22 protein-coding genes and 1 pseudogene are annotated in these 25,257 nt (G+C 61.8%); 11 read left to right on the top strand and 12 right to left on the bottom strand.

The features are described from left to right. Nucleotides 1-82: 82 nt before the first annotated feature. Both secA and mutT read left to right on the top strand, forming a co-directional pair. On the top strand, nt 83-2,791 hold the full coding sequence (gene secA / locus HWW83_RS18765; RefSeq protein WP_042783690.1) for a preprotein translocase subunit SecA: 2,709 nt from the start codon (nt 83-85) through the stop codon (nt 2,789-2,791). Between the two features lie 80 nt (nt 2,792-2,871). Further along, nucleotides 2,872-3,276 carry an 8-oxo-dGTP diphosphatase MutT gene (gene mutT / locus HWW83_RS18760; RefSeq protein WP_103101740.1) on the top strand — a complete coding sequence of 135 codons (405 nt, stop codon included), beginning with the start codon at nt 2,872-2,874 and terminating at the stop codon, nt 3,274-3,276. 39 nt (nt 3,277-3,315) lie between these two features. On the opposite strand, the gene yacG is transcribed toward mutT, so the two are convergent. Together yacG and zapD are read right to left on the bottom strand one after the other, a co-directional pair. Beyond that, complete coding sequence (gene yacG / locus HWW83_RS18755) at nt 3,316-3,507, bottom strand: DNA gyrase inhibitor YacG (RefSeq protein WP_025301578.1); 192 nt, start codon at nt 3,505-3,507, stop codon at nt 3,316-3,318. 51 nt (nt 3,508-3,558) lie between these two features. After that, nucleotides 3,559-4,299 (bottom strand): annotated as a pseudogene (zapD, locus tag HWW83_RS18750) (cell division protein ZapD); the annotation flags it as partial. Here zapD and HWW83_RS25865 point away from each other — a divergent pair. Continuing rightward, nucleotides 4,187-4,417 carry a hypothetical protein gene (locus HWW83_RS25865; RefSeq protein ID WP_227414610.1) on the top strand — a complete coding sequence of 77 codons (231 nt, stop codon included), beginning with the start codon at nt 4,187-4,189 and terminating at the stop codon, nt 4,415-4,417. The pseudogene zapD and the gene HWW83_RS25865 sit on opposite strands and share 113 nt — an antisense overlap. On the opposite strand, the gene coaE is transcribed toward HWW83_RS25865, so the two are convergent. Continuing rightward, nucleotides 4,317-4,931, bottom strand: a complete 615-nt coding sequence (gene coaE, locus HWW83_RS18745) for a dephospho-CoA kinase (RefSeq protein ID WP_047025205.1) — start codon at nt 4,929-4,931, stop codon at nt 4,317-4,319. The two genes, HWW83_RS25865 and coaE, sit on opposite strands and share 101 nt — an antisense overlap. A 362-nt stretch (nt 4,932-5,293) precedes the next feature. On the opposite strand from coaE, the gene HWW83_RS18740 reads away from it, so the two are divergent. After that, a complete protein-coding gene (locus HWW83_RS18740; protein ID WP_015376656.1) occupies nt 5,294-6,337 on the top strand; it encodes a GMP reductase in 1,044 nt (347 codons plus the stop codon). Between the two features lie 54 nt (nt 6,338-6,391). On the opposite strand, the gene hofC is transcribed toward HWW83_RS18740, so the two are convergent. The 4 genes from hofC to nadC all read right to left on the bottom strand — a co-directional run bounded on the left by hofC (nt 6,392) and on the right by nadC (nt 10,553). Continuing rightward, the gene (hofC, locus tag HWW83_RS18735; protein WP_033641860.1) at nt 6,392-7,591 is read right to left on the bottom strand and encodes a protein transport protein HofC; all 1,200 of its coding nucleotides are present in this window, start codon (nt 7,589-7,591) and stop codon (nt 6,392-6,394) included. After that, complete coding sequence (gspE, locus tag HWW83_RS18730) at nt 7,588-9,030, bottom strand: type II secretion system protein GspE (RefSeq protein ID WP_122016516.1); 1,443 nt, start codon at nt 9,028-9,030, stop codon at nt 7,588-7,590. Before gspE ends, hofC begins: the two co-directional genes overlap by 4 nt. Nucleotides 9,031-9,035: 5 nt before the next feature. Further along, nucleotides 9,036-9,473, bottom strand: coding sequence for a prepilin peptidase-dependent pilin (gene ppdD / locus HWW83_RS18725; RefSeq protein ID WP_176589476.1), 438 nt, complete (start codon nt 9,471-9,473; stop codon nt 9,036-9,038). Between the two features lie 189 nt (nt 9,474-9,662). Then, entirely contained in the window at nt 9,663-10,553 is an 891-nt protein-coding gene (gene nadC, locus HWW83_RS18720) for a carboxylating nicotinate-nucleotide diphosphorylase (protein WP_025301584.1), read from the bottom strand. 84 nt (nt 10,554-10,637) lie between these two features. Here nadC and ampD point away from each other — a divergent pair, with 84 nt between their 5' ends. Next, a complete protein-coding gene (gene ampD / locus HWW83_RS18715; RefSeq protein WP_025301585.1) occupies nt 10,638-11,234 on the top strand; it encodes a 1,6-anhydro-N-acetylmuramyl-L-alanine amidase AmpD in 597 nt (198 codons plus the stop codon). Further along, nucleotides 11,234-12,088 carry a beta-lactamase regulator AmpE gene (gene ampE, locus HWW83_RS18710; protein ID WP_033631795.1) on the top strand — a complete coding sequence of 285 codons (855 nt, stop codon included), beginning with the start codon at nt 11,234-11,236 and terminating at the stop codon, nt 12,086-12,088. The genes ampD and ampE overlap by 1 nt, the downstream gene beginning before the upstream one ends. Nucleotides 12,089-12,150: 62 nt before the next feature. On the opposite strand, the gene hemL is transcribed toward ampE, so the two are convergent. Next, entirely contained in the window at nt 12,151-13,440 is a 1,290-nt protein-coding gene (hemL, locus tag HWW83_RS18705) for a glutamate-1-semialdehyde 2,1-aminomutase (protein ID WP_015376661.1), read from the bottom strand. Between the two features lie 174 nt (nt 13,441-13,614). Between hemL and clcA the strand changes: the two genes are divergently transcribed. Beyond that, on the top strand, nt 13,615-15,054 hold the full coding sequence (gene clcA / locus HWW83_RS18700) for a H(+)/Cl(-) exchange transporter ClcA (RefSeq protein WP_033641864.1): 1,440 nt from the start codon (nt 13,615-13,617) through the stop codon (nt 15,052-15,054). An 89-nt stretch (nt 15,055-15,143) separates the two neighbouring features. Beyond that, nucleotides 15,144-15,488: an iron-sulfur cluster insertion protein ErpA gene (gene erpA / locus HWW83_RS18695; RefSeq protein ID WP_033641865.1), complete on the top strand. Its 345-nt coding sequence runs from the start codon at nt 15,144-15,146 to the stop codon at nt 15,486-15,488. 164 nt (nt 15,489-15,652) lie between these two features. Here the strand turns inward: erpA and HWW83_RS18690 are convergent, their stop codons facing one another. From HWW83_RS18690 to mtnN, 3 genes are read right to left on the bottom strand one after another with little or no spacing between them, the layout of a single operon-like run. Next, nucleotides 15,653-16,267 carry a TRIC cation channel family protein gene (locus tag HWW83_RS18690; RefSeq protein ID WP_033641866.1) on the bottom strand — a complete coding sequence of 205 codons (615 nt, stop codon included), beginning with the start codon at nt 16,265-16,267 and terminating at the stop codon, nt 15,653-15,655. Beyond that, complete coding sequence (gene btuF / locus HWW83_RS18685; RefSeq protein ID WP_046688235.1) at nt 16,267-17,073, bottom strand: vitamin B12 ABC transporter substrate-binding protein BtuF; 807 nt, start codon at nt 17,071-17,073, stop codon at nt 16,267-16,269. The genes HWW83_RS18690 and btuF overlap by 1 nt, the downstream gene beginning before the upstream one ends. A gap of 1 nt (nt 17,074) precedes the next feature. Then, nucleotides 17,075-17,776 carry a 5'-methylthioadenosine/S-adenosylhomocysteine nucleosidase gene (gene mtnN / locus HWW83_RS18680; protein ID WP_122016515.1) on the bottom strand — a complete coding sequence of 234 codons (702 nt, stop codon included), beginning with the start codon at nt 17,774-17,776 and terminating at the stop codon, nt 17,075-17,077. Between the two features lie 128 nt (nt 17,777-17,904). Between mtnN and dgt the strand changes: the two genes are divergently transcribed. Then, complete coding sequence (dgt, locus tag HWW83_RS18675) at nt 17,905-19,422, top strand: dGTPase (protein ID WP_176589475.1); 1,518 nt, start codon at nt 17,905-17,907, stop codon at nt 19,420-19,422. A 181-nt stretch (nt 19,423-19,603) separates the two neighbouring features. Next, complete coding sequence (gene degP / locus HWW83_RS18670; RefSeq protein WP_033641869.1) at nt 19,604-21,046, top strand: serine endoprotease DegP; 1,443 nt, start codon at nt 19,604-19,606, stop codon at nt 21,044-21,046. A 68-nt stretch (nt 21,047-21,114) separates the two neighbouring features. On the opposite strand, the gene barA is transcribed toward degP, so the two are convergent. Then, complete coding sequence (barA, locus tag HWW83_RS18665) at nt 21,115-23,841, bottom strand: two-component sensor histidine kinase BarA (RefSeq protein ID WP_033641870.1); 2,727 nt, start codon at nt 23,839-23,841, stop codon at nt 21,115-21,117. A gap of 66 nt (nt 23,842-23,907) precedes the next feature. Between barA and rlmD the strand changes: the two genes are divergently transcribed. Beyond that, nucleotides 23,908-25,257: a 23S rRNA (uracil(1939)-C(5))-methyltransferase RlmD gene (gene rlmD, locus HWW83_RS18660; protein ID WP_046688236.1), complete on the top strand. Its 1,350-nt coding sequence runs from the start codon at nt 23,908-23,910 to the stop codon at nt 25,255-25,257.

The following is a 25,257-nucleotide window of genomic DNA, read 5'->3' as shown; positions in this document are numbered from 1 at the left end:
TCTCGCCCTTTGGGCACAAAAACCATAAATAATAGCAAGTTGACTGCCGCGCTCGGCGGTCATGACAGAGATATCAAACATCATGTTAGTGAAATTATTAACCAAAGTTTTTGGCAGCCGTAACGATCGTACCCTGCGCCGCATGCGCAAAGTGGTTGAGCAAATCAACCGCATGGAACCGGACATGGAAAAGCTGTCCGATGACGAGTTGAAAGCGAAAACCAACGAATTCCGCGCGCGCCTGGAGAAGGGCGAATCGCTGGAAAGCCTGATCCCGGAAGCCTTCGCCGTGGTGCGTGAGGCGAGCAAGCGCGTGTTCGGCATGCGTCACTTCGACGTGCAGCTGCTGGGCGGCATGGTACTGAACGACCGCTGCATCGCCGAGATGCGCACCGGTGAAGGTAAAACCCTGACCGCGACGCTGCCGGCTTATCTGAACGCCCTGAGCGGCCGCGGCGTGCACGTCGTGACCGTCAACGACTATCTGGCGCAGCGCGACGCCGAAAACAACCGTCCGCTGTTCGAGTTCCTCGGTCTTAGCATCGGCATCAACCTGCCGGGCATGCCGGCGCCGGCCAAGCGCGAAGCTTACGCCGCCGACATCACCTACGGCACCAACAATGAGTACGGCTTCGACTACCTGCGCGACAACATGGCGTTCAGCCCGGAAGAGCGCGTGCAGCGCAAACTGCACTATGCGCTGGTGGATGAGGTGGACTCCATCCTGATCGATGAAGCGCGTACGCCGCTGATCATCTCCGGCCCGGCAGAAGACAGCTCCGAGATGTACATCAAGGTCAACAAGCTGATCCCTAAACTGATCCGCCAGGAAAAAGAAGACTCCGACACCTTCAAAGGTGAAGGGCACTTCTCGGTGGACGAGAAGGCGCGTCAGGTACACCTGACCGAACGCGGCCTGATCCTGATTGAAGAGATGCTGGTGGAAGCCGGCATCATGGATGAAGGCGAATCGCTATACTCGCCGACCAACATCATGCTGATGCACCACGTTACCGCCGCGCTGCGCGCTCACGTGCTGTTCACCCGCGACGTGGACTACATCGTGAAAGACGGCGAAGTGATCATCGTCGATGAGCACACCGGCCGTACCATGCAGGGCCGCCGCTGGTCCGACGGTCTGCACCAGGCGGTGGAAGCCAAAGAAGGCGTGGAGATCCAGAACGAGAACCAGACGCTGGCTTCTATCACCTTCCAGAACTACTTCCGTCTGTATGAGAAGCTGGCCGGGATGACCGGTACCGCCGATACCGAAGCCTTCGAATTCAGCTCGATCTACAAGCTGGACACGATCGTGGTGCCAACCAACCGTCCGATGATCCGTAAGGATATGCCGGATCTGGTGTACATGACCGAGAAAGAGAAGATCGGCGCCATCATTGAAGACATCCGCGAGCGTACCGCCAAAGGCCAGCCGGTGCTGGTGGGGACCATCTCAATCGAGAAATCCGAAGTGGTGTCCCGAGAGCTGACCAAAGCGGGCATCGACCACAAGGTGTTGAACGCCAAATTCCACGCCATGGAAGCGGACATCGTCGCCCAGGCCGGCCAGAGCGGTGCGGTGACCATCGCCACCAACATGGCGGGCCGTGGTACCGATATCGTGCTGGGCGGCAGCTGGCAGGCCGAAGTGGCGCTGCTGGAAGAACCGACCGAAGAGCAGATCGAAGCTATCAAAGCCGCCTGGAAAGAGCGCCACGACGCGGTGCTGGCGGCGGGCGGCCTGCATATCATCGGCACCGAGCGCCATGAATCGCGCCGTATCGATAACCAGCTGCGCGGCCGTTCCGGTCGTCAGGGCGACGCCGGTTCATCCCGCTTCTACCTGTCGATGGAAGATGCCCTGATGCGTATCTTCGCCTCGGATCGCGTGTCCGGCATGATGCGTAAACTGGGCATGAAAGAAGGCGAAGCGATTGAGCACCCGTGGGTGACCAAGGCGATCGCCAACGCGCAGCGCAAAGTGGAAAGCCGCAACTTCGATATCCGTAAGCAACTGCTGGAATACGACGACGTCGCCAACGATCAGCGCCGCGCCATCTACAGCCAGCGTAACGAATTGCTGGACGTGTCCGACGTGAGCGAAACCATCGCCAGCATCCGCGAGGACGTGTTCAAGAGCACCATCGACAACTACATCACGCCGCAGTCGCTGGAAGAAGAGTGGGATATTCAGGGGCTGGAAGAGCGCCTGAAGAACGACTTCGATCTGGAGATGCCGATCGCCCAGTGGCTGGACAAAGAGCCGGAGCTGCACGAAGAGACGCTGCGCGAACGTATTCTGGAGAACGCCAAAGAGCAGTACCTGCGTAAGGAAGAAGTGGTCGGCAGCGAAATGATGCGCAACTTCGAGAAGGGCGTGATGCTGCAGACGCTGGATTCCCTGTGGAAAGAGCACCTGGCGGCGATGGACTACCTGCGTCAGGGCATCCACCTGCGCGGCTATGCGCAGAAGGATCCGAAGCAGGAGTACAAGCGCGAATCTTTCAACATGTTCGCCACCATGCTGGAATCGCTGAAATATGAAGTGATCAGTGTGCTGAGCAAGGTACAGGTGCGGATGCCGGAAGAGGTGGAAGCGCTGGAACAGCAGCGCCGTGAAGAGGCCGAGCGTCTGGCGCAGCAGCAACAGCTGAGCCACCACGACGAGAACGCGCTGGTGACCGAAGATCCGAACGCGCCGGCGACCGCCGAGCGCAAAGTGGGCCGCAACGATCCTTGCCCATGCGGTTCCGGCAAGAAATACAAGCAGTGCCACGGCCGCCTGCAGTAATGCCGGCCGCGGTTGACCGATAATACCCGGGGGTTCAGCTTGCTGAGCCCCTGTTTTTTGGCACCCATCAGGAGGGTGAGATGAAACATCTGAATATCGCCGTGGGCATCATCCGCAATGCTCAACGGGAGATCTTTATTACGCGCCGCGCCGCTGACGCGCACATGGCCGGATTTTGGGAGTTTCCCGGCGGCAAGATCGAACCGGGTGAGACGCCGGAACAGGCGCTGAGCCGTGAGCTGCGTGAAGAGACCGGTATCGAAGCCGATCGGGCCGAACTGCTGGAGGTGGTGGAACATCGCTTCAGCGATCGCATCGTGACGCTGAATTTTTATCTGGTGGAGCATTGGACGGGCGAGCCGTTTGGCCGTGAGGGGCAGCCGATGCGCTGGGTAAAACAGGCGGAGCTGCGTGAAGACGAGTTCCCGGAAGCCAACGCCGGCATTATCCAACTGCTGGTGGCGCAGGCTGGTGCCGCGCAATAACACTATCGGCCTGGCGTGCGCCAGGCCTTCAATCGGCGATTAGCGGTCGTCGAGTTCGCTCCAGTCCTCACTTTCCGACAGATCGCTGTTGCTCGGAATGCGCTTCTCTTCATCGGCCCACTCGCCAAGATCGATCAGCTGGCAGCGCTTGCTGCAAAACGGCCGGAACGGGCTGACTTCGCCCCAAACCACGCCGGTGCCACAGGTTGGGCATTTCACTACGGTCGTCATAACGGTTCCTTACGCCTTCTGGCGGTGCTGAGAAGGCTTGCTTTCATGAGTTCAACAACAGGCCAGTTCGAACGTCAGGCGTTCAGGCACCATGCCATGTTCGCTGTCCAAAGGCAGGAAACGAATGGCATAACGCGTCTTGTGGCCGGAAATTTGCGGATAAAGCTGCGGCGCCAGATGAAGGCGCAGGCGCAGCAGGTCCGCCCCTTCGGCGTTGTCCTGGAAAAAGCCGTTCAGACTGATTTGATTGCGGAACGGCCCCGACTGACGGATCAGATCCAGCACCATGATCAGCGCCTGGTTCAGCGGATCCAGCGACTGCAGCCAAGCGGCGACGTCGGCATCGCGATCCTGCTGCGGCGCATGCATCCACATGTGCAGGGTCGGCAAATCGAAGCTGCAGCAGCCGCCGGGAATGTTCAGACGCTGGCGCACCAGGCCGATCAGCCGGTCTTCACGCAGTGCCTGACCGAGGCGCGGTGCCGCCATCAGCGCCGATGAACGCGATTTCAACTGGCCGCGCAACTGCTCGATCAGCGCCATATCCACGCCCGGCACATCGGCCCAGGCCAACAGTTTTTGCTGCTGACGCTCCAGCTCTTTGAGCAGTTCGGTGCGTACCTCGCCGCGCTCGAGTACGTCCAGCAAATCGGAGACGGTGCGGAAAAAGGTAAGGGCGATGGCGGTTTCGCTCAGGGCGCGCTGGCCGTGCAGCTGTTGCAGTAAAAACTCGATGCGCAGCCAGGTACGCATTTTTTCGTTCAGCGGGTGTTCAAAGAGAACGGTTGGGGAAACATCACTCATGCAGTTTAATCCTGTTGGGGCGCTGTTGCCGCCAGTTCAAGGTAGCGACGATGCAGTGCGGCGACCCGTGGCTCTATCCCCTGAGCGGCGCCGCTGTTGTCAATAATGTCATCCGCCACGGCGAGGCGCTGCTGGCGCGTGGCCTGGGCGGCGAGAATGCTCTGCGCTTGCTCGCGGCTGATGCCGTCGCGCGCGATGGTGCGAGCCAACTGGGTTTCGGTGTCGACGTCGATCACCAGCACCCGGTCGGCGCGATCCTGCAGGCCGTTTTCCACCAGCAGCGGCACGACCCACAGCGCGTACGGGCTGGCCGCCTGCGCCAGTTGGCGTTGGGTCTCGCGGTGTATCAGCGGATGCAGCAGTTGGTTCAGCCAGGTTTTATCATCGGGGCGGCTGAAGATGCGCTGACGCAGCGCAGCGCGGTTGAGCGCGCCGTCCGGCAGCAACATTTCATTACCAAATCGCTCGGCGATCGCGGCCAGAGCAGGGGTGCCCGGCTCAACGACCTGACGGGCGATCACGTCGGCATCGACAATGGCTGCGCCGTGGCGCGCAAAGGCGTTCGCAACGGTCGTTTTGCCGCTGCCTATGCCCCCGGTCAACGCAACAATGTAGGCCATGGTGTTAGGTGCATCCGATGTTCATAAAAAAATAATAGACGAATCATAAAGCGATCGCGCAGAAGTGCAAGTCGGCAGGCGGCGCTTGCGCCTCGGCCCCGTTTGGACGGCGAGAAAAAGCGCAGCGGCACGGCAGAAATGAGCGGGCAATCACACTGCGATTATGCAGGTAAATTTGTCGGATTGTAGCGTAAATAAAGGCGAATTCGCAGTCTTGTTCGGCGATTATTAGCGCGTATTATAACGTCACTGGAACTGGCATTAATCTCGCCGTCATCTTTCCGCGCCACGGGAAAGCGGTCGGGCAGAGGTTCGAATATCCTCCTTGCGATCCGTCGCCATTAACCAGGAAATCATAAGTCATGCGTATTGAAGAAGATTTGAAGTTAGGCTTTAAAGACGTGTTGATCCGCCCTAAGCGTTCCACGTTGAAAAGCCGTTCCGAGGTTGAACTGGAACGTCAGTTTACCTTCAAGCATTCAGGTTGCAGCTGGTCCGGCGTGCCGATTATCGCCGCCAACATGGACACGGTGGGCACCTTCCGCATGGCTGAGGCCCTGGCTTCTTTCGACGTTCTCACCGCCGTACACAAACATTACAGCGTCGAGCAATGGGCTGACTTCGTGCAGCGCATGCCGGAATCGGTGCTGCGCCACGTGATGGTGTCCACCGGCACCTCAGAAGCCGACTTCGCCAAAATGCAGCAGATCCTGGCCCTGTCTCCGGCGCTGAAATTCATCTGTATCGACGTGGCCAACGGCTACTCTGAACACTTCGTCGCCTTCCTGCAGAAAGCGCGCGAAGCCTGCCCGAATCACGTCATCTGCGCCGGCAACGTAGTGACCGGCGAGATGGTGGAGGAGCTTATCCTCTCCGGCGCCGACATCGTTAAAGTCGGCATCGGGCCGGGATCGGTATGCACCACCCGCGTGAAGACCGGCGTGGGCTATCCGCAGCTGTCGGCAGTGATCGAATGCGCCGATGCGGCCCACGGGCTGGGCGGCCAAATCGTCAGCGACGGCGGCTGCTCGGTGCCGGGCGATGTCGCCAAAGCCTTCGGCGGCGGCGCGGACTTCGTGATGCTGGGCGGTATGCTGGCCGGCCACGACGAGTGCGAAGGCACCGTGGTGGAAGAGAACGGCGAGAAATTCATGCTGTTCTACGGCATGAGCTCCGAGTCAGCGATGAAGCGCCACGTCGGCGGCGTGGCGGAGTATCGCGCGGCCGAAGGCAAAACCGTCAAGCTGCCGCTGCGAGGCGAGGTGGAGTTCACCGTGCGTGATATCCTCGGCGGCCTGCGTTCCGCCTGCACCTACGTCGGCGCCGAGCGTTTGAAAGAGCTGACCAAGCGCACCACCTTTATCCGCGTGGCGGAGCAGGAAAACCGCGTCTTCGGCAGCAAATAAGCCGCACCTTGCATTCGGGCGCAGCGCACCGCGGCGCCCGCTATCCTTTTACCCTTATCCCAACACGCTGCCCAGTTGAAAGATAGGCAGATACATGGCGATCACCAAAGCGCCGACAATCCCACCTACTACCAGCATCAGCAGCGGCTCCAGCGTTTGCGCCAGCGTATCGGCCAGCTCGTGCGTCTGCCGTTCATACCACTGCGCCAATTTATCCAGCAAGGCGTCCAGTGAACCGGACTCTTCGCCCACCCGCACCAGCTGCCGGCACAGCGGCGGAAACAGCGGTTGCAGGCCCAGGGCATGATGAAAGGCTTCGCCTTCGGCGATCTGCCGTTGCACCTGCTCCAGCGCCTGTTTGTACAGCAGATGGTCAGCCGCCAACGCCGCCGCGTTCAACCCTTCCACCAGCGTCAGCCCGGCGCGTTGGGTCATGGTCAGGATGCGAAATGTTTGGCTCAGCGCGCCGCCGCTCACCAGCCGGGCGATCAGCGGCAGGCGCAGCAAGAGAGCCTGTTCACGTCTGCGCCACGGCGGGCGCGGGTGCAGCCAGCGGCCATAGCCGAACAGCGACGCGCCCAGCAGCAGCGCCAGATAGGGGCCGGTGGCGATCAACTGCGCAGACAATGCCAGCAACCCTTGGGTAAACCAGGGCAGCGGCGCATCGAACGATTGATAAACCTTGGCGAATTCCGGCAGCACCATCACCAGCATCAACACGCTGACCATCAGCGCCACCGCGCAGATGAAGAGGGGATAACGCAGCGCTTTGGTCACCTTGCGGCGCAGCAGCAACTGGGCCTCCTGTTGTTGCGCCAGCTGCAGGCAGCAGCGATCGAGGTTGCCGGTCAGTTCACCGATGGCGATCAGCTGGCGATAGATCAGGGGAAAAATCCCCGGTTGTTCGGCGAGGGTTTCGGAAAGCGGTTGCCCTTCGCGCACCTGGTCGGCCAGCTGGCGCAACAGGCAGCGCCAGGCTGCCGAAGGATGCTCTGCTGCCAGCAACTGCAGCGCATTGACCAGCGGCAACCCCGCCTGCAGCAGAGTGGCGAGCTGGCGGGTGAAGTGGATTAACGGTTCTCCACGCCATTGGCCGGGCGTAACGCGTTTGCCGTGCCCGATTCGGTACGGTTGCAGGCCTTGTTCGATCAGCAACCGGCTCACCTGCCGTTTTTCCTCGCTCATCAGTTCGCCGCGGCGTAAGGCGCCCTGTGCGTCGAAAGCCTGCCAAAGAAACAGCCGGCGCGCTTTCATGGCGCGGCTATGCCAGGCTGGACGACGTCGATCACGCGGTACAGTTCTTCCAGCGAGGTCGTGCCTTCGGCGGCCAGCGCCAGGCCCGCTTGCAGCAGCGAAAGCTGCCCCTGTTCGCGGGCGATATCCGCCAGCAGACTGGGAGCGGATATCGCCAGCAATGCCGCCTGTATTTCCGGCGTAATGGCCAACAGTTCATACACGCCGATGCGCCCATAGTAACCGCCGAAGCAATGCTCGCAGCCATCGGCGCGCCAGACAGTGAGCGGTTCCGGCCAGATCGCGCTGGGAAAATGCGTCGGCTGGCTGTGCGGATAGCGGCAGTGGCGGCACAGTCTGCGCACCAACCGCTGCGCGACGATCAGCTTCAGACAGCCGGCGAGCAGGTAGCCGGGGATCCCCATGTGCATCAGCCGCGTCAGGGTTTCGCCGGTAGAGTTGGTATGCAGCGTCGACAGCACCAGGTGGCCGGTTTGCGCGGCCTTGACCGCGATCTCGGCGGTTTCCGCATCGCGGATCTCGCCGATCATGATGACGTCTGGATCCTGGCGCAGCAGGGCGCGCAGCACCCGGGCGAAGCTCAGCTCGGTTTTGGCGTTGATCTGGGTCTGATTAACGCCGAACAGCGGGATCTCGACCGGATCCTCGACGCTGCACAGGTTGCTCTGCGCATCGTTCAACTGGCGCAGACCGCTGTACAGCGTCACCGTTTTGCCGCTGCCGGTCGGGCCGGTCACCAGGATCAACCCTTGCGGGCAGGCCAGCGCCGTCGCGTAGCGCGCCAGATCCGCCCGGCTCATGCCTAACTGATCCAGCGGCAGTTCTTGTTGCTCGCCCTGCTGCACGCGCAGCACCACCTTTTCGCCGTGCAGCGTCGGCAGAGTGGCGATACGCATGGCATAGCGCGCGCTGTCCAGCGTCAGGCTGAGCTGCCCGTCCTGAGGCTGACGGCGCTCGGCGATATCCAACTGGCCGAGGATCTTCAGCCGGGCGACGAGGCGCGCGGCCAGCTGCGGCGGCGGTGAGGCGAGGGTTTGCAGCACGCCGTCGATGCGCAGACGAATGCGAAAATGCTGCCGAAAAGGCTCGAAGTGGATGTCCGAGGCGCGGCGCTGGATGGCCAGGCGCAGCGTCTGGTTGATGAATTGCACCACCGGCGCATCGCCGTCGTCGGGGTAGGCGATGTCGGTTGTGTCCTCTTCGGCCGCCAGCGGCGCCGAGAGCGGTTCGTGGCGCTGGTTAAGCGCCAGCTCCAACCTGGCCGCCGGCCATTGTTCCAGATGGATGCGTTTGCCGGTGGCGAAACGCAGCGCCGCCAGCAGCCCCTGCGGCGCTTCTTCGCTGAGCGCGACCGTCAGGGTGGTCGGGTCCTCGCTCAACGCCAGCGCCTGATAGCGCCGACACAGGGTGTGAACCTCTTCGCTGATTTGCGCGTTCATCGCCGTTACTCCGCCGCGTCGTCGAAGCGGAAGACTTCCCGGCACACCTCAACCAGCGTCGCGTTTTCGCTGCTGCACAGCCGGGTCCAGCGGGTCAGCCCATCGGCGTTCGACTTGGGGGTTAACGCCACCGCCAGCTCCTGCAGCGTTTGGGTGCCGGTCAGCGTGATTACGCCTTTAACGACTTTCACCCCGCTGACGTAACGCGACGCGCCGCCGGTGGGAATGCCTTTGCTGCCTGCTTCACAGCCGGCGGGCGCGCCTTCATCCAGTACGCACAGCTCGACCGCCAGCTTATACGGCGCCATGGTTTGCAGCATGTCGGTCATCGCCGCTTTCTGGATGTAGCGCTGGTAGGCGGGAATGCCGATGGCGCTGAGGATGGCGATGATGGCGATCACCACCATCAGTTCGATCAGGCTAAAGCCGCGTTGCGTTTCCATGCGTTGTTTCCTCCATAAGGGTGTGGAAGACAACGGTAGCGGTTTGCGCGGGGGAACGGCGAGCGGGTTTTACGCGTTTCTCGGCGTACTTCCATCAGTATTGATGTCGTTTGCAGCGGAGGAAAAAACGGTGCGAGGGGCTTCGCAAATCTGCGTTAACGCCCCCGGCGGCGGCCGGGGGCGAGGGGATCATTTGAAGCGCATCGACAGATCGAGCGCGGTCACATGTTTGGTCAGCGCGCCGACCGAAATGTAATCCACGCCGGTCTCGGCGAAGGTGCGCAGCGTCTCGCTGGTGACGTTGCCGGACACCTCCAGCTGGGCGCGGCCCTGGGTTTGGGCGACCGCCTGACGCATCATCTCGACGCTGAAGTTGTCCAGCATGATGATGTCGGCGCCGGCGTCCAGCGCCTGCTGCAGCTCATCGAGCGACTCGACTTCCACTTCCACCGGCACGTCGGCGTGCAGCCAGAAGGCTTTTTCCACCGCGTTTTTGATCGAGCCGGAGGCGATGATGTGGTTTTCCTTGATCAGGAAGGCATCGGACAGCCCCAGCCGGTGGTTGCTGCCGCCCCCGCACAGCACGGCGTATTTCAGCGCGGTGCGCAGGCCGGGCAAGGTCTTGCGGGTATCGAGCAGGCGAGTCTGGGTGCCTTCCAGCAGAGCCACGTAGCGGCTGACCTCGGTCGCCACGCCGGAGAGCATCTGCACGAAGTTCAGCGCGGTGCGCTCGCCGGTCAACAGCACCCGCGCAGGGCCGCGCAGCCGGCAAAGCGGTTGGTTCGGTATCAGACGGTCGCCGTCTGCCACCAGCCACTCCACCTGCACCTGGTTGCCCAACTGAATAAAGACTTCGTTCAGCCAGCGGCGGCCGCAGAACACGCCGGCTTCGCGGGTAATGACGGTGGCTTCGGCCTGCTTGTCCGCCGGTAACAATTGCGCGGTAATATCGCGCCCGGCGTCAACTTCACCTCCCAGGTCTTCGCGCAGCGCCTGGGCGACGGAATAGGGAATATCACTTTCAATACGTTCAAGAAGCTCGGTGCGGCGACGGTCGGCACTGTAGCGGCGTGTCGGCATGGAAAACTCCGAAATGGACGGTTAGTTCGTAGGGGAACATGCTACTCTGTTGCAGGAATAAGTACCACCGCAGAGAGGTGTCTGATGCAGTTGGAAAATGGCTGGATTGTCGGGGTGACGCGAGTGGTTTCGCCGCACTGCGATCGGCGCCCGGATGACGAGCCGCCCTCGCTGCTGGTCATCCATAACATCAGCCTGCCGCCCGGCGAATTCGGTGGCCCCTATATCGACCAGCTGTTCACCGGCACGCTCGATCCCGCGCAGCACCCTTATTTCGCCGAGATCCATCAGCTGCGAGTGTCTGCGCACTGTCTGATCCGCCGCGACGGGGAGATCGTGCAGTATGTGCCCTTCGACCAGCGCGCGTGGCACGCGGGCGTTTCTCTGTATCAGGGGCGCGAACGGTGCAACGATTTCTCCATCGGCATCGAGCTGGAAGGCACCGACCAGTTAGCCTACACCGAGGCGCAATATCGCACGCTGCAGGCGGTCACCGCGCTGCTGGCCGAACACTATCCGCCGTTGGCGGCGCATATCGCCGGGCATTGCGATATCGCCCCCGGCCGCAAAACCGATCCCGGGCCGGCGTTCGATTGGGATCGCTATCTGGCATCTCTGGAACAACGCGGCGCGCCCGCCGACGCTATGCTTGAGACAAGAAAAAGGGAGAGGAATCGCTAATGACGCTGTTTACGCTGTTGCTGGTTTTGGCCTGGGAGCGCCTGTTCAAGCTGGGGGAACACTGGCAGCTGGATCATCGCCTCGAAGTGGTATTTCAGCGGCTGCATCGGGTTTCGCTGGCGCAGACGCTGGCGATGACCGCCGCCTGGATGGTGATCGTCTGGGGCGTTCTGTGGTTGTCGCACGGGTTATTCTTCGGCGTGGTGACGCTGCTGCTGTGGATCGTCATCGATCTGCTGTGCGTCGGCGCCGGCATCAAGCGCAAACACTATCGCGCCTACCTGAAAGCGGCGCGGCAGGGGGATACCCATGCCAGCGATCAGATGGCGGAAGAGCTGGCGTTGATCCACGGTTTGCCGGTGGACTGCAGTGAAGAGCTGCGCCTGCGCGAGCTGCAAAACGCGCTGCTGTGGATCAACTTCCGTTATTACCTGGCGCCGCTGTTCTGGTTCGTGGTCTTTGGGCCGTACGGGCCGATCGCGCTGGCGGGATATGCCTTCCTGCGCGCCTATCAAACCTGGCTGGCGCGCCACAATACGCCGCTGGAGCGTTCGCAGTCGGGCATTGATCATCTGCTGAACTGGCTGGACTGGATCCCGGTGCGTTTGGCCGGGGTGGCCTATGCGTTGTTCGGCCACGGCGAGCGCGCGTTGCCGGCCTGGTTCGCCTCACTCGGCGATCGGCATTCGTCGTCGTATCAGGTGTTGACGCGGCTGGCGCAGTTCTCGCTGGCGCGCGATCCGCATATGGACCCGGTGCAAACGCCGCGGGCGGCGGTGACGCTGGCGCGCAAGGTGACGATGATCATCGTGGTGGTGGTGGCGCTGTTGACCATTTACGGCACGCTGCTGTAAACCGCCGTGAAAAACAAAACGGGCGCCTCGGCGCCCGTTTCTTTTTGGCCATCCGGCCGGGATTACAGCTTGGCGAAGCAGCGACGCGCGGCGTCGATGGTGCGCTGGATGTCTTCCTTGCTGTGCGCCACGGACATGAAACCCGCTTCGAAGGCGGACGGCGCGAGATACACCCCCTCTTCCAGCATCAGGTGGAAGAAGCGCTTGAAGCGTTCCACGTCGCACTGCATCACGTCCTGGTAGCAGGTGACCGCCGGCGCGTCGGTGAAGAACAGGCCGAACATGCCGCCGACGTTGTTGACCACCAATGGAATATTCTCTTCCTGCGCCGCGTGCAGCAGGCCAGCGGCCAGCATCTCGGTCAGTTCGGTCAGCGTCTGGTGCACGCCAACCTGCGACACTTCGGTCAGGCAAGCGTAGCCCGCCGCCATGGCGATCGGGTTGCCGGACAGGGTGCCCGCCTGGTAGACCGGGCCGGTCGGCGCCAGCGCGTCCATCACCTCGCGACGGCCGCCGAAGGCGCCCACCGGCATGCCGCCGCCGATGATTTTTCCGAGGCAGGTCAGATCCGGCTCGACGCCGTAATAGGATTGCGCGCCGGCCAGCGCGACGCGGAAGCCGGTCATCACTTCGTCGATGATCAAGAGCGCGCCGTACTTGTCGCACAGGGCGCGCAGGCCCGGCAGGAATTCCGGCAGCGGCGGCACGCAGTTCATGTTGCCGGCGACCGGCTCGACGATGATACAGGCGATCTCGGACGGGTACTGTTCGAAGGCGGCGCGCACCGAATCCAGATCGTTATAGGTGCAGGTCAGGGTGTGTTTGGCGAAGTCGGCCGGCACGCCCGGTGAGTTCGGCTGGCCGAGGGTCAGCGCGCCGGAGCCGGCTTTCACCAGCAGGCAGTCGGCGTGGCCGTGGTAGCAGCCTTCGAACTTGATGATTTTATCGCGGTTGGTGTAGCCGCGCGCCAGGCGGATAGCGCTCATGGTGGCTTCGGTGCCCGAGTTCACCATGCGCACCATATCCATCGTCGGCACCAGTTCGGTGACCAGCTGCGCCATTTTGACTTCCATCTCGGTCGGCGCGCCGAAGCTCAGGCCGCGCTGCGCCGCTTCGATCACCGCGTCGCGGATCGCCGGGTGGTTATGCCCCAGCACCATCGGTCCCCAGGAACCGACATAGTCGATATAGGCCTTGCCGTCGGCATCGAACAGGTAAGCCCCGTCTGCGCGCTCGATAAACAGCGGCACACCGCCCACGCCGGTGAATGCACGCACCGGAGAGTTTACCCCGCCGGGGATCAACTGTTGCGCCTGGGCGTACAGACTTTCGGACTTGCTGTGTAGGCTCATAAATCGGCTCCTGGATTCTCTTTTGAATGATTTGACCGCGCTATTCTAGAGGAGAGCGCCGCGTTATGAAACGATCACAGTCAGATACCATTAACGGCAGCGCCCGCCGCCGGGTTGGGGTAGAATTATCGCCCTGCCTATTTGTATTACAAATTACCTGACGAATCACTCGCGATGACAGAATCACAATCACAGCCAGTCGGGACGTTGAGCCCGCGTCTTAGCCGCAGCGATGCGGTGCGCCAGTTTATCCGCCGCGATAAAACGCCGGTGGCGATCCTGTTGATGGCCGCGCTGGTGGGGACGCTGGCCGGTTTGCTCGGCGTGGCCTTCGATAAAGCGGTGGAGTGGGTGCAGCAGCAGCGGCTGGCTTCGCTGGCGCAGGTCGCCGACTTCTGGATCCTGGTGTGGCCGCTGGCGTTTATCTTGTCCGCCGCGCTGGCGGCGCTGGGTTATTACCTGGTGCGGCGCTTTGCGCCTGAGGCTGGCGGTTCGGGCATTCCGGAGATCGAAGGCGCGCTGGAGGAGCTGCGGCCGGTGCGCTGGTGGCGCGTGATACCGGTGAAATTCATCGGCGGCATGGGAACGCTGGGGGCGGGCATGGTGCTGGGGCGCGAAGGGCCTACGGTACAGATGGGCGGCAACGTCGGGCGCATGGTATTGGACGTGCTGCGCATTCGCGGCGCCGAGGCGCGCCATTCGCTGCTGGCGACCGGGGCCGCCGCCGGGCTGTCCGCCGCGTTCAACGCGCCGCTGGCCGGCATTCTGTTTATCATCGAAGAGATGCGGCCGCAGTTTCGCTACAACCTGATCTCGATTAAAGCGGTGTTTATCGGCGTTATCATGTCGAGCGTGGTGTTCCAGCTGTTCAACGGCCAAGGCTCGGTGATCGCGGTCGGCAAACTCGCCTCGGCGCCCATCAACACCTTGTGGCTCTATCTGGTGCTGGGCGCGATATTCGGCGCGGTGGGTGTGGGATTCAACGCGCTGATCTTTCGCACTCAGGACATGTTCGCGCGCCTGCACGGCGGCAGAATGCGCAATGTGCTGCTGATGGGCGGGCTGCTCGGCGGCGTGTGCGGCATTCTGGGGCTGATCCAGCCGGAGGCGGCGGGCGGCGGCTTTGGGCTGATCCCGATCGCCGCGGCGGGCAATTACAGCGTCGGCATGTTGATGTTCATTTTCATTACCCGCATCTTCACCACGCTGCTGTGCTTCGGTTCCGGCGCGCCGGGCGGCATCTTTGCGCCGATGCTGGCGCTGGGCACGCTGTTCGGCACCGCCTTCGGGCTGGCGGGGGCGCATTTGTTCCCGCAGTACGGCATCGAGGCGGGCACTTTCGCCATCGCCGGCATGGGGGCGTTGTTCGCCGCCACGGTGCGCGCCCCGCTGACCGGTATCGTGTTGGTGCTGGAAATGACCGACAACTACCAGCTGATTTTACCGATGATCATCACCTGCCTCGGCGCTACGGTGGTGGCGCAACTGCTCGGCGGCAAGCCGCTGTATTCGTCGATCCTGGCGCGCACCCTGCAACGGCAGGAGGCGCAGTTGGCGCGGGAAGCGGCGGAGAAAACAAGTAAAGAAAATACAACAAATGCGGTGAATACTTGAACGCAACACTCAGGTATCGGATAATCGTTAATATTAATCAGGCAGCCCTGGTCGCGATCTGATGCTGAACAATGTTGGGAGTAAAGAGTATGAGTGATGAAACGGCACTGCCCCTGCAATTTACCGAGGCAGCAGCAAACAAGGTCAAGTACCTGATTGCTGACGAAGAAAATCCGAACCTGAAGTTGCGGGTTTACATTACCGGCGGCGGCTGCAGCGGATTCCAGTACGGTTTCACTTTTGACGACAAGGTCAACGATGGCGACATGACCATCGAGAAGCAGGGCGTGGCGCTGGTGGTCGATCCGATGAGCCTGCAGTATCTGGTTGGCGGTTCGGTGGACTACACCGAAGGGCTGGAAGGATCGCGTTTCGTGGTGACCAACCCGAATGCCAAAACCACCTGCGGTTGCGGTTCGTCGTTCAGCATCTGAGTTTGCCTGTCAGAATATCAACCCGCTTGCTTTCCAGCCGGCGGGTTTTTTTATGCCTACCACTCCACGAGGAGCACTGCCACGCCGTTCTCCTGGGCCGGTGGGCTGTGGATGATAATCGGCTGTGCCGTCGCGTGGCTGCATTCGCCCCGCAGGGCGGCGGCTCAGCGTTCGAGAATAAAGGCGGGCAGCTTGAGGTGCCAGCGGATGGCCGCCAGCCGAATGGCCAGCGTGATGACCATGCCCAGCATCATGGCTTGTTGCAGCGGCATGTTGAAGGTGTAAAACGCCGTGGCGTGCGCGATGCCGCCGATGATACAGGCGGTGGCGTAAATTTCGGTGCGCAGGATCATCGGGATCTCGCGCGCCAGCACGTCGCGGATAATGCCGCCGCCGACGCCGGTGATCACCCCCATGCAGATCGCCACCAGCGGGCCGGTACCGGCCGCGAAAGCCTTGTTGACGCCGATGCCGACGAACACCGCCAGCCCGACGGCATCGAGCACCGGCAGCACCCATTTCGGCAGGCGGCGCGGCTGGCGCACCAGCAGCAGCGTCAATACGCAGGTGATCATCGCCACCACCAGATCGGTGGGATCCTTGACCCAGAACACCGGGCCGTTGGCCAGCGCCATATCGCGGATGGTGCCGCCGCCGACCGCGGTAACCACGCCCAACACCAACACGCCGAACGGATCCATGCGCAGTTTGCCGGCCAGCAGTACGCCGGAGACGGCGAACACCGCCGTACCGAGAATATCCAACCAGAACACCAGCATCAGCGGATCTCCGCCAGCTGGCGGCACAGTTGCTGCGCCGCCAACAGCAGCCGCGGGCCGCCGCGATTGAACCAGTCTTCATTCAGCGCGATCACCGGCACCTGCAGCTGCGGCGCCCAGAAGGCTTTCACATTGGCGGCCTCTTTCGCGCCGCCGGTGATGACGATGGCCTGGGGTTGGCGCGCCAGCACCTGCTCGCGGCTGATCTGCGGCCAAGGCGTGCGGCTGTCGGCGAAGACGTTCTGCGCGCCGCACAGCGCCAACACCTGGCTCTGCAGCGTGGCGCCGGAGCTGGTGAACAGCGGCTGGGTGCCGAACTGCAGCAACACGCGTCGCGGAGGATTATCGGCGTACTGTTGTCTGAGAGCAGCGAACTGACGGCGAAGGCCGGCGGCGGCCTGATGCGCCTGGTCCGGGTGCGGGCTGTATTGCGCCAGCTTATCCAGCAAGCCGGCGATCCCTTCGAGATTATCGGCGTCCGCATAGAAGATCGGGATGCCGAATGCGGCGAGCTGATCCAGCACGCGCTGCGGATTGCCGCCGCGCCAGGCGAGGATCAGGTCCGGCTTGAGCGCCAGCACCCGCTCCAGGTTGATGCCCTGCCAGGAGGCCACCTGCTCCAGCCTGGCGGCCTGCGGCGGATAATCGGAATAGGCGCTCGCCGCCACCAGCACTTCGCCCATGCCGGCGGCATAGGCGAGTTCGGTCGCATTGGGCGCCAGGCTGATCACTCGCTGGGCGGCCCCGGCCGGCAGGGCTAGCCAGAACGCCAGCAGCCAGAGCGCCGAGGTGAAGCGCAGCCTCACATCAACCGCGCTTGGTCAGGGTTTGCAGCATGGCGTTGACCATCAGCGTAGACTGCTTGGCCGCTACCACCAGGAACTCGTCAAAGCTCATGTGCGACTCGCTGTCGGCGACGTCGGAAATGGCGCGCACCACCACGAACGGCGTGCCGAACAGATGGCAGACGTGGGCGATCGCCGCGGCTTCCATTTCCACGGCGGCGACGCGCGGGAAGGTGGCGCGGATGCGCGCCAGCGGCTCGGCGCCGTTGATGAAGGCGTCACCGCTGCAGATCAGGCCGCGCACCGCGTGCAGATCCAGCTGTTTGATGCAGCTTTCCGCCAGCGCGATCAGTGCGTCGTCGGCGACGAACGCCGCCGGGCAGCCGGCCATCTGGCCCGGCTCGTAGCCGAAGGCGGTGACGTCGGCGTCGTGGTAGCGCACTTCTTCCGACACCACGATGTCGCCCACGCGCAGCGTGCTGGCCAGGCCGCCGGCGGAGCCGGTATTGATCACCACGTCCGGGCTGCAGTGCTCCAGCAGCAGGGTGGTGCCCATGGCTGCGGAGACTTTGCCGATGCCGGATTTCAGCAGGGCCACTTCAACGCCGCCGATCTGGCCGGTGTAGATTTCGCAGCCCGCGCGCTGGATGGTTAGACGGTTTTCGATTTGATCGCGCAGCAGGGTGACTTCCTGCTCCATTGCGCCGATGATGCCTACTTTCATAATAACACTCGCTGATTGGCCGTGAGAATTGCGGCATAGTCTATCATGGCTGTGTATCAGAGATAATGCGTTGCATCCGCCGCCGGGAATTGTTATCACGGGGGCAGGGCGCAACGGCGGAGAAACAGATGTCCGGGATCGACTTCAAGCAAAAAATCAGCTTCCAACGGCCTTTCAGCAAACCGATCGAGGCCGAGGAAGAGTACGACATCGTGCGGCAGTTCGAGAGCGATCGCGGGCGCATCGTCAACTCGGCCGCCATTCGCCGTTTGCAGCAAAAAACCCAGGTGTTTCCGCTGGAGCGCAACGCGGCGGTGCGCAGCCGCCTGACGCACTCGATGGAGGTGCAGCAGGTCGGGCGCCATATCGCCAAAGAGATCCTCAACCGCTTCAAACAGGCGGGTAAGATCGATGAATTCGGCCTGACCCGGCTACTCGATCCGTTTGAGAGCATCGTGGAAATGGCCTGTCTGATGCACGATATCGGCAATCCGCCGTTCGGTCACTTCGGCGAGTCGGCGATCAACGACTGGTTCGCCCAGCGGCTCGATCCTGCCAGCTGCGGCAGCGAGCCGGGCAGTCACGATCGCTGCCAGGTCGCGTCGCTGCGGCTGCATGAAGGGGAGAGCGATCTGAACCGGCTGCGCAGCCGGATCCGTCAGGATCTCAGCCATTTCGAGGGCAACGCCCAGGCGATCCGCATGGTGTACAGCCTGCTGAAACTCAATCTGACCTACGCGCAGGTCGGCTGCATTTTGAAATACACCCGCCCGGCTTATTGGGCGGGCGACATCCCCGCCAGCCACAGCTATTTGATGAAAAAGCCCGGCTATTATCTGGCGGAAGAAGCCTTTGTCGATAGGCTGCGGCGCGAGCTGCACATGGGCGAGTTCGATCGTTTTCCGCTGACCTACATCATGGAGGCCGCCGACGATATCTCATACTGCGTGGCCGATCTGGAAGACGCGGTGGAGAAGAGCATTTTCACCGTCGAGCAGCTGTATCAGCACCTGATTCAGGAGTGGGGCGAGGTGGCGCCGGGCGATCTGTTCGACAAGACCGTCGCCAGCGCGTTTCGCAAGATCGACCGCGGCGGCGCGCGGCGCAGCGCGGAAGATCAGTTCTTCATGTATCTGCGGGTGTTTACCGTGGCGCGGCTGGTGCCGCACGCGGCGCAGCGCTTTATCGACAATCTTGACGCGGTTTATCAGGGCAGTTTCAATCAGGCGCTGCTGGAAGATTCCAGCCCTGCCTATCAGCTACTGAAAATATTTAAAAATGTGGCGTTCAAGCACGTGTTCAACCACCCGGAGGTCGAGCAGCTCGAGCTGCAAGGCTACCGGGTGATCAGCGGCCTGCTGGACATTTACAGCCCGCTGCTGGCGATGTCGCTGGCGGACTTCAGCCGGTTGGTGCGCGAGGACAGCCATCGCTCTTACCCGATCGAAACGCGCCTGTTCCACAAGCTGTCCACCAAGCATCGGCTGGCTTATGTGGAAGCGGTAGAAGGGCTGCAGCATTTATCGCCGGAGCAGCAAACCATTCGGGAATATTATTTCCGCGCGCGTTTATTGCAGGACTATATCAGCGGAATGACCGACCTTTATGCCTATGATGAATATCGTCGATTAATGGCGGCGGAATAATTAAGCGGAGGAATAATTATCAGCAATTCCAACCGGTTGGCTGTCTCGAGTTTTGTAAAGACGAACAATATTTGTTTACTATTGCCAATCATCTGTGCCGGAACTTCGGGCTATTAATTAACTCTGAATAAGCACGCAAGACAGCCATTCTTTTTTGAACGACTTTATAAGAGACACACAGATGAAAAAAACCGCATTAGTTCTGAGCGCACTGGCATTCAGCATCGGTATGGCGATGGGCCCGGTTACGGCCAGCGCCGCTGAAACCGCGTCTTCCAGCACCCAGCAGTTGCCGAGCCTGGCGCCGATGCTGGAGAAGGTGATGCCTTCCGTCGTGAGCATTAACGTTGAGGGCAGCACCACGGTCAATACGCCGCGCATGCCGCAACAGTTCCAACAGTTCTTCGGTGAAGATTCGCCGTTCTGCCAGGACGGTTCACCGTTCCAGGGCTCGCCGATGTGTCAGGGCGCTGAACAGCCCGGACCGGATGGCCAGCAGCCGCAGGGCACGCAGCAGAAATTCCAGGCGCTGGGCGCTGGGGTGGTTATCGATGCCGCCAAGGGCTATGTGGTGACCAACAATCACGTGGTGGACAACGCCAACAAGATCCAGGTGCAACTGAGCGACGGCCGCCGTTTCGACGCCAAAGTGATCGGCAAGGATCCGCGTTCCGACATCGCCCTGATCCAGCTGAAAGACTTCAAGAACCTGACGGCGATCAAGATGGCGGACTCCGATCAGCTGCGCGTCGGCGATTACACCGTGGCGATCGGCAACCCGTACGGGCTGGGTGAAACCGCCACCTCGGGCATCGTGTCCGCCCTGGGGCGCAGCGGCCTGAACATCGAAAACTACGAAAACTTTATCCAGACCGATGCGGCAATCAACCGCGGCAACTCCGGCGGCGCGCTGGTTAACCTGAACGGCGAGCTGATCGGCATCAACACCGCGATCCTGGCGCCGGACGGCGGCAACATCGGCATCGGCTTCGCCATTCCGAGCAATATGGTGAAAAACCTGACGGCGCAAATGGTCGAGTATGGCCAGGTGAAACGCGGCGAGCTGGGCATCATGGGCACCGAGCTGAACTCTGAGCTGGCCAAGGCGATGAAGGTCGACGCGCAGCGCGGCGCCTTCGTCAGCCAGGTAATGCCGAAATCTTCCGCCGCGAAGGCGGGCATCAAGGCCGGTGATGTGATCGTCACTATGAACGGCAAGGCCATCTCCAGCTTCGCCTCGTTCCGGGCAGAGATTGGCACGTTGCCGGTCGGCAGCAAGATGTCGCTGGGCATTATTCGCGACGGCAAGCCGATAACGATTGACGTCACGCTGGAGCAAAGCGCGCAGACCCAGGTGGCCTCGGGCAATATCTACACCGGCATTGAAGGCGCCGAGCTGAGCAATACCCAGGTCGGCAACGTGAAAGGCGTCAAGGTCGACAGCGTGAAAGCCGGCAGCGCCGCCGCACGCATCGGCCTGAAAAAGGGCGACGTGATCCTGGGCGTGAACCAACAGCCGATCCAGAACCTGGGCGAGCTGCGTAAAATCCTCGACAGCAAACCGTCGGTGCTGGCGTTGAATATTCAGCGCGGCGATAGCCAGCTGTACCTGCTGGCGCAGTGATAAACGTCAGGCGCTAAAAGCAACAAAGGCACGCTACGGCGTGCCTTTTTGCATTATGGCCTGAGGATTCAGGCCGGTTGCGCCAGATGCGCGCGCGCCGCGTGGATCACCAGTTCAATCTCATCCAACAGCTCCAGCCACTCCGGCTCCAGCTCGTCGTTGGTGATGCCCTGGCGCAGCTGCCGCTCGAGGTAGAAACACAGCTGCTTGAGGCGCGGCACGCCGCTGTAGCTGCAGCTGCCGTGTAGCTTATGGACCAGGTCGAGGATCTCGTCGTCGTGTTGCCCCTCGAGCAGCGCCTGCACCCGTTCGCGTACCTGCGGCAGGAAATCGAGCAGCATTTGCAGCAGATCGCGCGCCAGATCCGGTTTATTGGCCGCCTGGCGCAGCGCCAGCGGCCAGTCGAGCGACAGCGGGGCATCGTCGGCGACGGCGCTTTCCACGTCGCCGCTGTGGTAGCGCGACAGCACGCGGGTCAGCATTTTCTCGTCGATCGGCTTGGCCAGGTAGTCGTCCATCCCCGCCTGCAGCAGATGCTCGCGTTCGCCGCTGGCTGCATGGGCAGTGACGGCGACGATCGGCGTGGAGTTGTGGTGCGGCAGTTGGCGGATCAGTTCGCTAGCGTGAATGCCGTCCATCTTCGGCATTTGAATGTCCATCAGGATCAGATCCAGCACGTTGTTGCGCGCCAGCGCCAGCGCTTCCTCACCGCTCTCGCACAGCAGCGTTTTTTCCACCTGTTCGCCCAGCAGCGTGCCGATCAGCTTCAGGTTGGCCGGGTTGTCGTCGACCGCCATCACCGTCAGCGGCAGACGTTTACGCTCAGGCGGGGCGGCGAGCCGATCGGGCGTTTCCATTCTCAGCAGCGGGAACAGACGCGTGCTGGTGATAGGCTTGATCAGGCAGCCGAGCGCGCCTTGTTGCTTAAGCAGCTCGGCGTCGATCTGCGCCTGGCACGGCAGCGCCAGAATGACCCGATCGGCCAGCTTCAGCGAGGCCAACAATTTGTCCTGATGCTGCGCCATGTTGTCGCGGAACGGGATCGGCACGCCGGCCAGCAGGAAATCGTAATGGCCTGACGGCAGTTGGCCCAGCGTCGGCGAGTGGGTGATCACCAGCTGCGTGACGCTGAGCATGTTGAGCGTCGCCTGTGCCGCCGTCGGGTTGGACTCGATGTAGGCGAGCGTTTTGCCGTTCAGATCCGGCAGGTTCGGCGCCAGCGACAGCATGCCCTCGTTCAGATCCAGCGTGATGTGGAACCAGAAGGTCGAGCCGCGATTCAGCTGGCTGTGGAAGCAGATGTCGCCGCCCATCTCCTTCACCAGCTTTTGCGTGATCACCAACCCCAGCCCGGTGCCGCCGTGGCGGCGGGAGATGCTGGCGTCCGCCTGGCGGAACGCCTGGAACAGCTGCGACTGCTGGCGTTCGGAGATGCCGATGCCGGTGTCGTGGATCTGCACTTCCACTTCCACCCGGCGCTCCAGCTGTTTGCGCAGCTCGACGCGAATATCGATATTGCCGGTTTCGGTGAACTTGATGGCGTTGCCCAGCAGGTTGGTGATGATTTGCTGCAGGCGCAGCGAATCGCCGATCACCTGCTCCGGCACGTCGTTGTGCACATCCAGCGTCAGCTCCAACCCTTTGTCATGGGCGCTGGGGGCCAGCAGCACCACCACTTCGTCCAGCGTTTCGCGCAGGGCGAACGGAATATGCTCCAGCACCAGTTTGCCGGCCTCCAGCTTGGAGAAGTCCAGTACGTCATTGATGATGGTCAGCAGGTTGTTGGCCGAGCGCTCGATGGTCTGCAAATAGTCGGTTTGGGTCGCGCTCAGATCGGTTTTCAGCATCTGGCGGGTAAAACCGATCACGCCGTTGAGCGGGGTACGCAACTCGTGCGACATGTTGGCCAGGAATTCGGACTTGATGCGCGCCGCCTCCTGCGCGCGTTTTTTCGCCAGATCCAGTTCGACGTTCTGGATCTCCATCTGCTCCAGCGTTTCACGCAGGTCAGACGTGGCCTGATCGATGTTCTGCTGCATCTCTTCATGATAGGCGGTGAGCGACATCGCCATCGAGTTGATGCCGTTCTTCAGCATGTGCAGCTCGCCGAGCATGTAGCCCTCCACGCGGCTGTCGAGCTGGCCGCGGCGGATGCGATCGACGGTGTTCACCATGTTGCGGATCGGGCCGGTCACGTCGCGCATCAGGCGGTAAGCGAACAGGATGGCGATGCACATGCACAGCAGCAGCAGCAGGGTGGAGACGAACACCTCTTTATACTGCTGCAGCCGCACCGACTGCAGATCCAGCTCGATCGCCACATAGCCCAGGTTGTTGTCGGGGTGGCTGCCGCCGTCGGCGGTTTCATCCGGATACTGATTTTCCGACAGGATCGGCGTGCGCAGGATCAGCGAATCGCCGCGCCGGGTGAGCATCAGTTCGGTGGGCAACGGCACGCCTTTCGGCAACTGCAGCTGAGCGAAGTTGTGGTGATAATTGGAGGTGACGAACAGGTTGTTCTGCGCATCGAACACGGTGATCGAACGCACGATGTCCGAATGGCGGCGGTGCAGCAGGCTGACCAGTTGCCTGACCGATTCGCGGCTGCGGAACGTCATGCCGTACTCGCTGGCTACCGCCAGCGGCTCGATGATGCTGGCGCCGGCATCGACCAATTGCTCCTGCAGCTCGTTATAGCGGTGCACCACGAAGAAGGTGCTGAGCAGCAAACCAATCAGCAAGGTCGGGGCCAGAATCAGGATCATCATGCGCGCACGCAGGCTGTATTTGGTCATGGGATTCCAATGTGGGAGAATTGACAGCTGACACTAGCTTAATGAACCAGCACACAATCGACAAATATGGCGCAATTCTACTCTCCCAAACGCCGCGTGACGACCCGGCAGAGCTCACAAATCTTCACCGTGACGGTGAGCGATCTCGATACTTTCGGCCAGGGCGTGGCGCGCCACGACGGCAAAGCGGTGTTCGTGCCGGGCGTATTGCCGGGCGAGCAGGCGGAAATCCAACTGACCGAAGACAAGCGCCAGTTCGCCAAAGGCAAGCTCAAGCGCCTGCTGAGCCGCAGCCCGCAGCGGGTGGAGCCGCGCTGCCCGCATTTCGGCGTGTGCGGCGGCTGCCAGCAGCAACATGCGGATGAGGCGCTGCAACAGCAGAGCAAGGCGGCGGCGCTGGTGCGCATGATCGCCCGCGAAACCGGAGTAACCCCGCAACAGGAACCGGTGATCGCCGGCCCGGAATACGGCTATCGCCGCCGCGCCCGCCTGAGCCTGGCGTGGCAGCCGAAGCTGCAGCGCCTGATGATGGGGTTTCGACAGGCGGCCTCCAGCGAGCTGGTGGCGGTGGAGCACTGCCCGGTGCTGCGCCCGGAGCTGGAACAGCTGCTGGCGCCGGTGCGCGCCTGCCTGAGCGGGCTGCAGGCGGTGCGGCGGCTGGGGCATGTGGAGCTGGTGCTGGCGGATAACGGTCCGCTGCTGGTGCTGCGCCATCTCGATGCCCTGAAAGAGGCGGATCGCCAGGCGCTGTTGGCGTTTGGCGAGCGGGAAAAGGTCGCCGTTTATCTGGCGCCGGACAGCGATCGGGTGGAAAAACTGTGCGGTGAAACGCCGTATTATCAGGTTGACGGGCTACGCTTAGACTTCAGTCCGCGCGACTTTATTCAGGTCAATGACGCCGTAAACCAACAAATGGTGGCGCAGGCCCTTGAATGGCTCGACATTCAACCCAATGATCGGGTGCTGGACCTGTTCTGCGGCATGGGGAATTTCACCCTGCCGCTGGCGCGCCGCGCCGCTGCGGTGGTGGGCATCGAAGGTGTTGCCACGCTGGTAGCGAATGGGCAATATAATGCACATAAGAATAAGCTGAATAATGCGTCGTTCTTCCATGAGAATCTGGAGGACGACGTTGAGCGGCAACCTTGGGCAGCACAAGGGTTTGATAAGGTGATGCTGGATCCCGCCCGCGCCGGTGCGGCCGGGGTGATGTCACACATTGTAAAACTGGCGCCGGCGCGGGTGGTGTATGTTTCCTGTAACCCCACCACGCTGGCTCGCGACAGCAAAGTGCTGTTGAACGCCGGTTATCGTCTTGCGCGCGTGCGGATGTTGGATATGTTTCCGCACACGGGGCATCTTGAATCAATGGCGCTGTTTATCAACGAGCGCGCGCCAGAGGTCGCTGCAAAGTAG

The sequence above is a fragment of the Serratia ureilytica genome (assembly GCF_013375155.1).
Lineage (GTDB): Bacteria > Pseudomonadota > Gammaproteobacteria > Enterobacterales > Enterobacteriaceae > Serratia > Serratia ureilytica.
This window is presented reverse-complemented; position numbering and strand designations above follow the sequence as displayed.

Coding starts and splice junctions, on each gene's coding strand:
- rlmD (WP_046688236.1), top strand. CDS start 23,908: ATGGCGCAATTCTACTCTCCCAAACGCCGCGTGACGACCCGGCAGAGC.
- gspE (WP_122016516.1), bottom strand. CDS start 9,030: ATGAACGCGCAAATCAGCGAAGAGGTTCACACCCTGTGTCGGCGCTAT.
- HWW83_RS25865 (WP_227414610.1), top strand. CDS start 4,187: ATGGCGGTTTCGCTCAGGGCGCGCTGGCCGTGCAGCTGTTGCAGTAAA.
- clcA (WP_033641864.1), top strand. CDS start 13,615: ATGACAGAATCACAATCACAGCCAGTCGGGACGTTGAGCCCGCGTCTT.
- yacG (WP_025301578.1), bottom strand. CDS start 3,507: ATGACGACCGTAGTGAAATGCCCAACCTGTGGCACCGGCGTGGTTTGG.
- mutT (WP_103101740.1), top strand. CDS start 2,872: ATGAAACATCTGAATATCGCCGTGGGCATCATCCGCAATGCTCAACGG.
- HWW83_RS18690 (WP_033641866.1), bottom strand. CDS start 16,267: ATGCTGGTGTTCTGGTTGGATATTCTCGGTACGGCGGTGTTCGCCGTC.
- dgt (WP_176589475.1), top strand. CDS start 17,905: ATGTCCGGGATCGACTTCAAGCAAAAAATCAGCTTCCAACGGCCTTTC.
- barA (WP_033641870.1), bottom strand. CDS start 23,841: ATGACCAAATACAGCCTGCGTGCGCGCATGATGATCCTGATTCTGGCC.
- HWW83_RS18740 (WP_015376656.1), top strand. CDS start 5,294: ATGCGTATTGAAGAAGATTTGAAGTTAGGCTTTAAAGACGTGTTGATC.
- hofC (WP_033641860.1), bottom strand. CDS start 7,591: ATGAAAGCGCGCCGGCTGTTTCTTTGGCAGGCTTTCGACGCACAGGGC.
- ppdD (WP_176589476.1), bottom strand. CDS start 9,473: ATGGAAACGCAACGCGGCTTTAGCCTGATCGAACTGATGGTGGTGATC.
- coaE (WP_047025205.1), bottom strand. CDS start 4,931: ATGGCCTACATTGTTGCGTTGACCGGGGGCATAGGCAGCGGCAAAACG.
- erpA (WP_033641865.1), top strand. CDS start 15,144: ATGAGTGATGAAACGGCACTGCCCCTGCAATTTACCGAGGCAGCAGCA.
- hemL (WP_015376661.1), bottom strand. CDS start 13,440: ATGAGCCTACACAGCAAGTCCGAAAGTCTGTACGCCCAGGCGCAACAG.
- mtnN (WP_122016515.1), bottom strand. CDS start 17,776: ATGAAAGTAGGCATCATCGGCGCAATGGAGCAGGAAGTCACCCTGCTG.
- ampE (WP_033631795.1), top strand. CDS start 11,234: ATGACGCTGTTTACGCTGTTGCTGGTTTTGGCCTGGGAGCGCCTGTTC.
- secA (WP_042783690.1), top strand. CDS start 83: ATGTTAGTGAAATTATTAACCAAAGTTTTTGGCAGCCGTAACGATCGT.
- ampD (WP_025301585.1), top strand. CDS start 10,638: ATGCAGTTGGAAAATGGCTGGATTGTCGGGGTGACGCGAGTGGTTTCG.
- nadC (WP_025301584.1), bottom strand. CDS start 10,553: ATGCCGACACGCCGCTACAGTGCCGACCGTCGCCGCACCGAGCTTCTT.
- degP (WP_033641869.1), top strand. CDS start 19,604: ATGAAAAAAACCGCATTAGTTCTGAGCGCACTGGCATTCAGCATCGGT.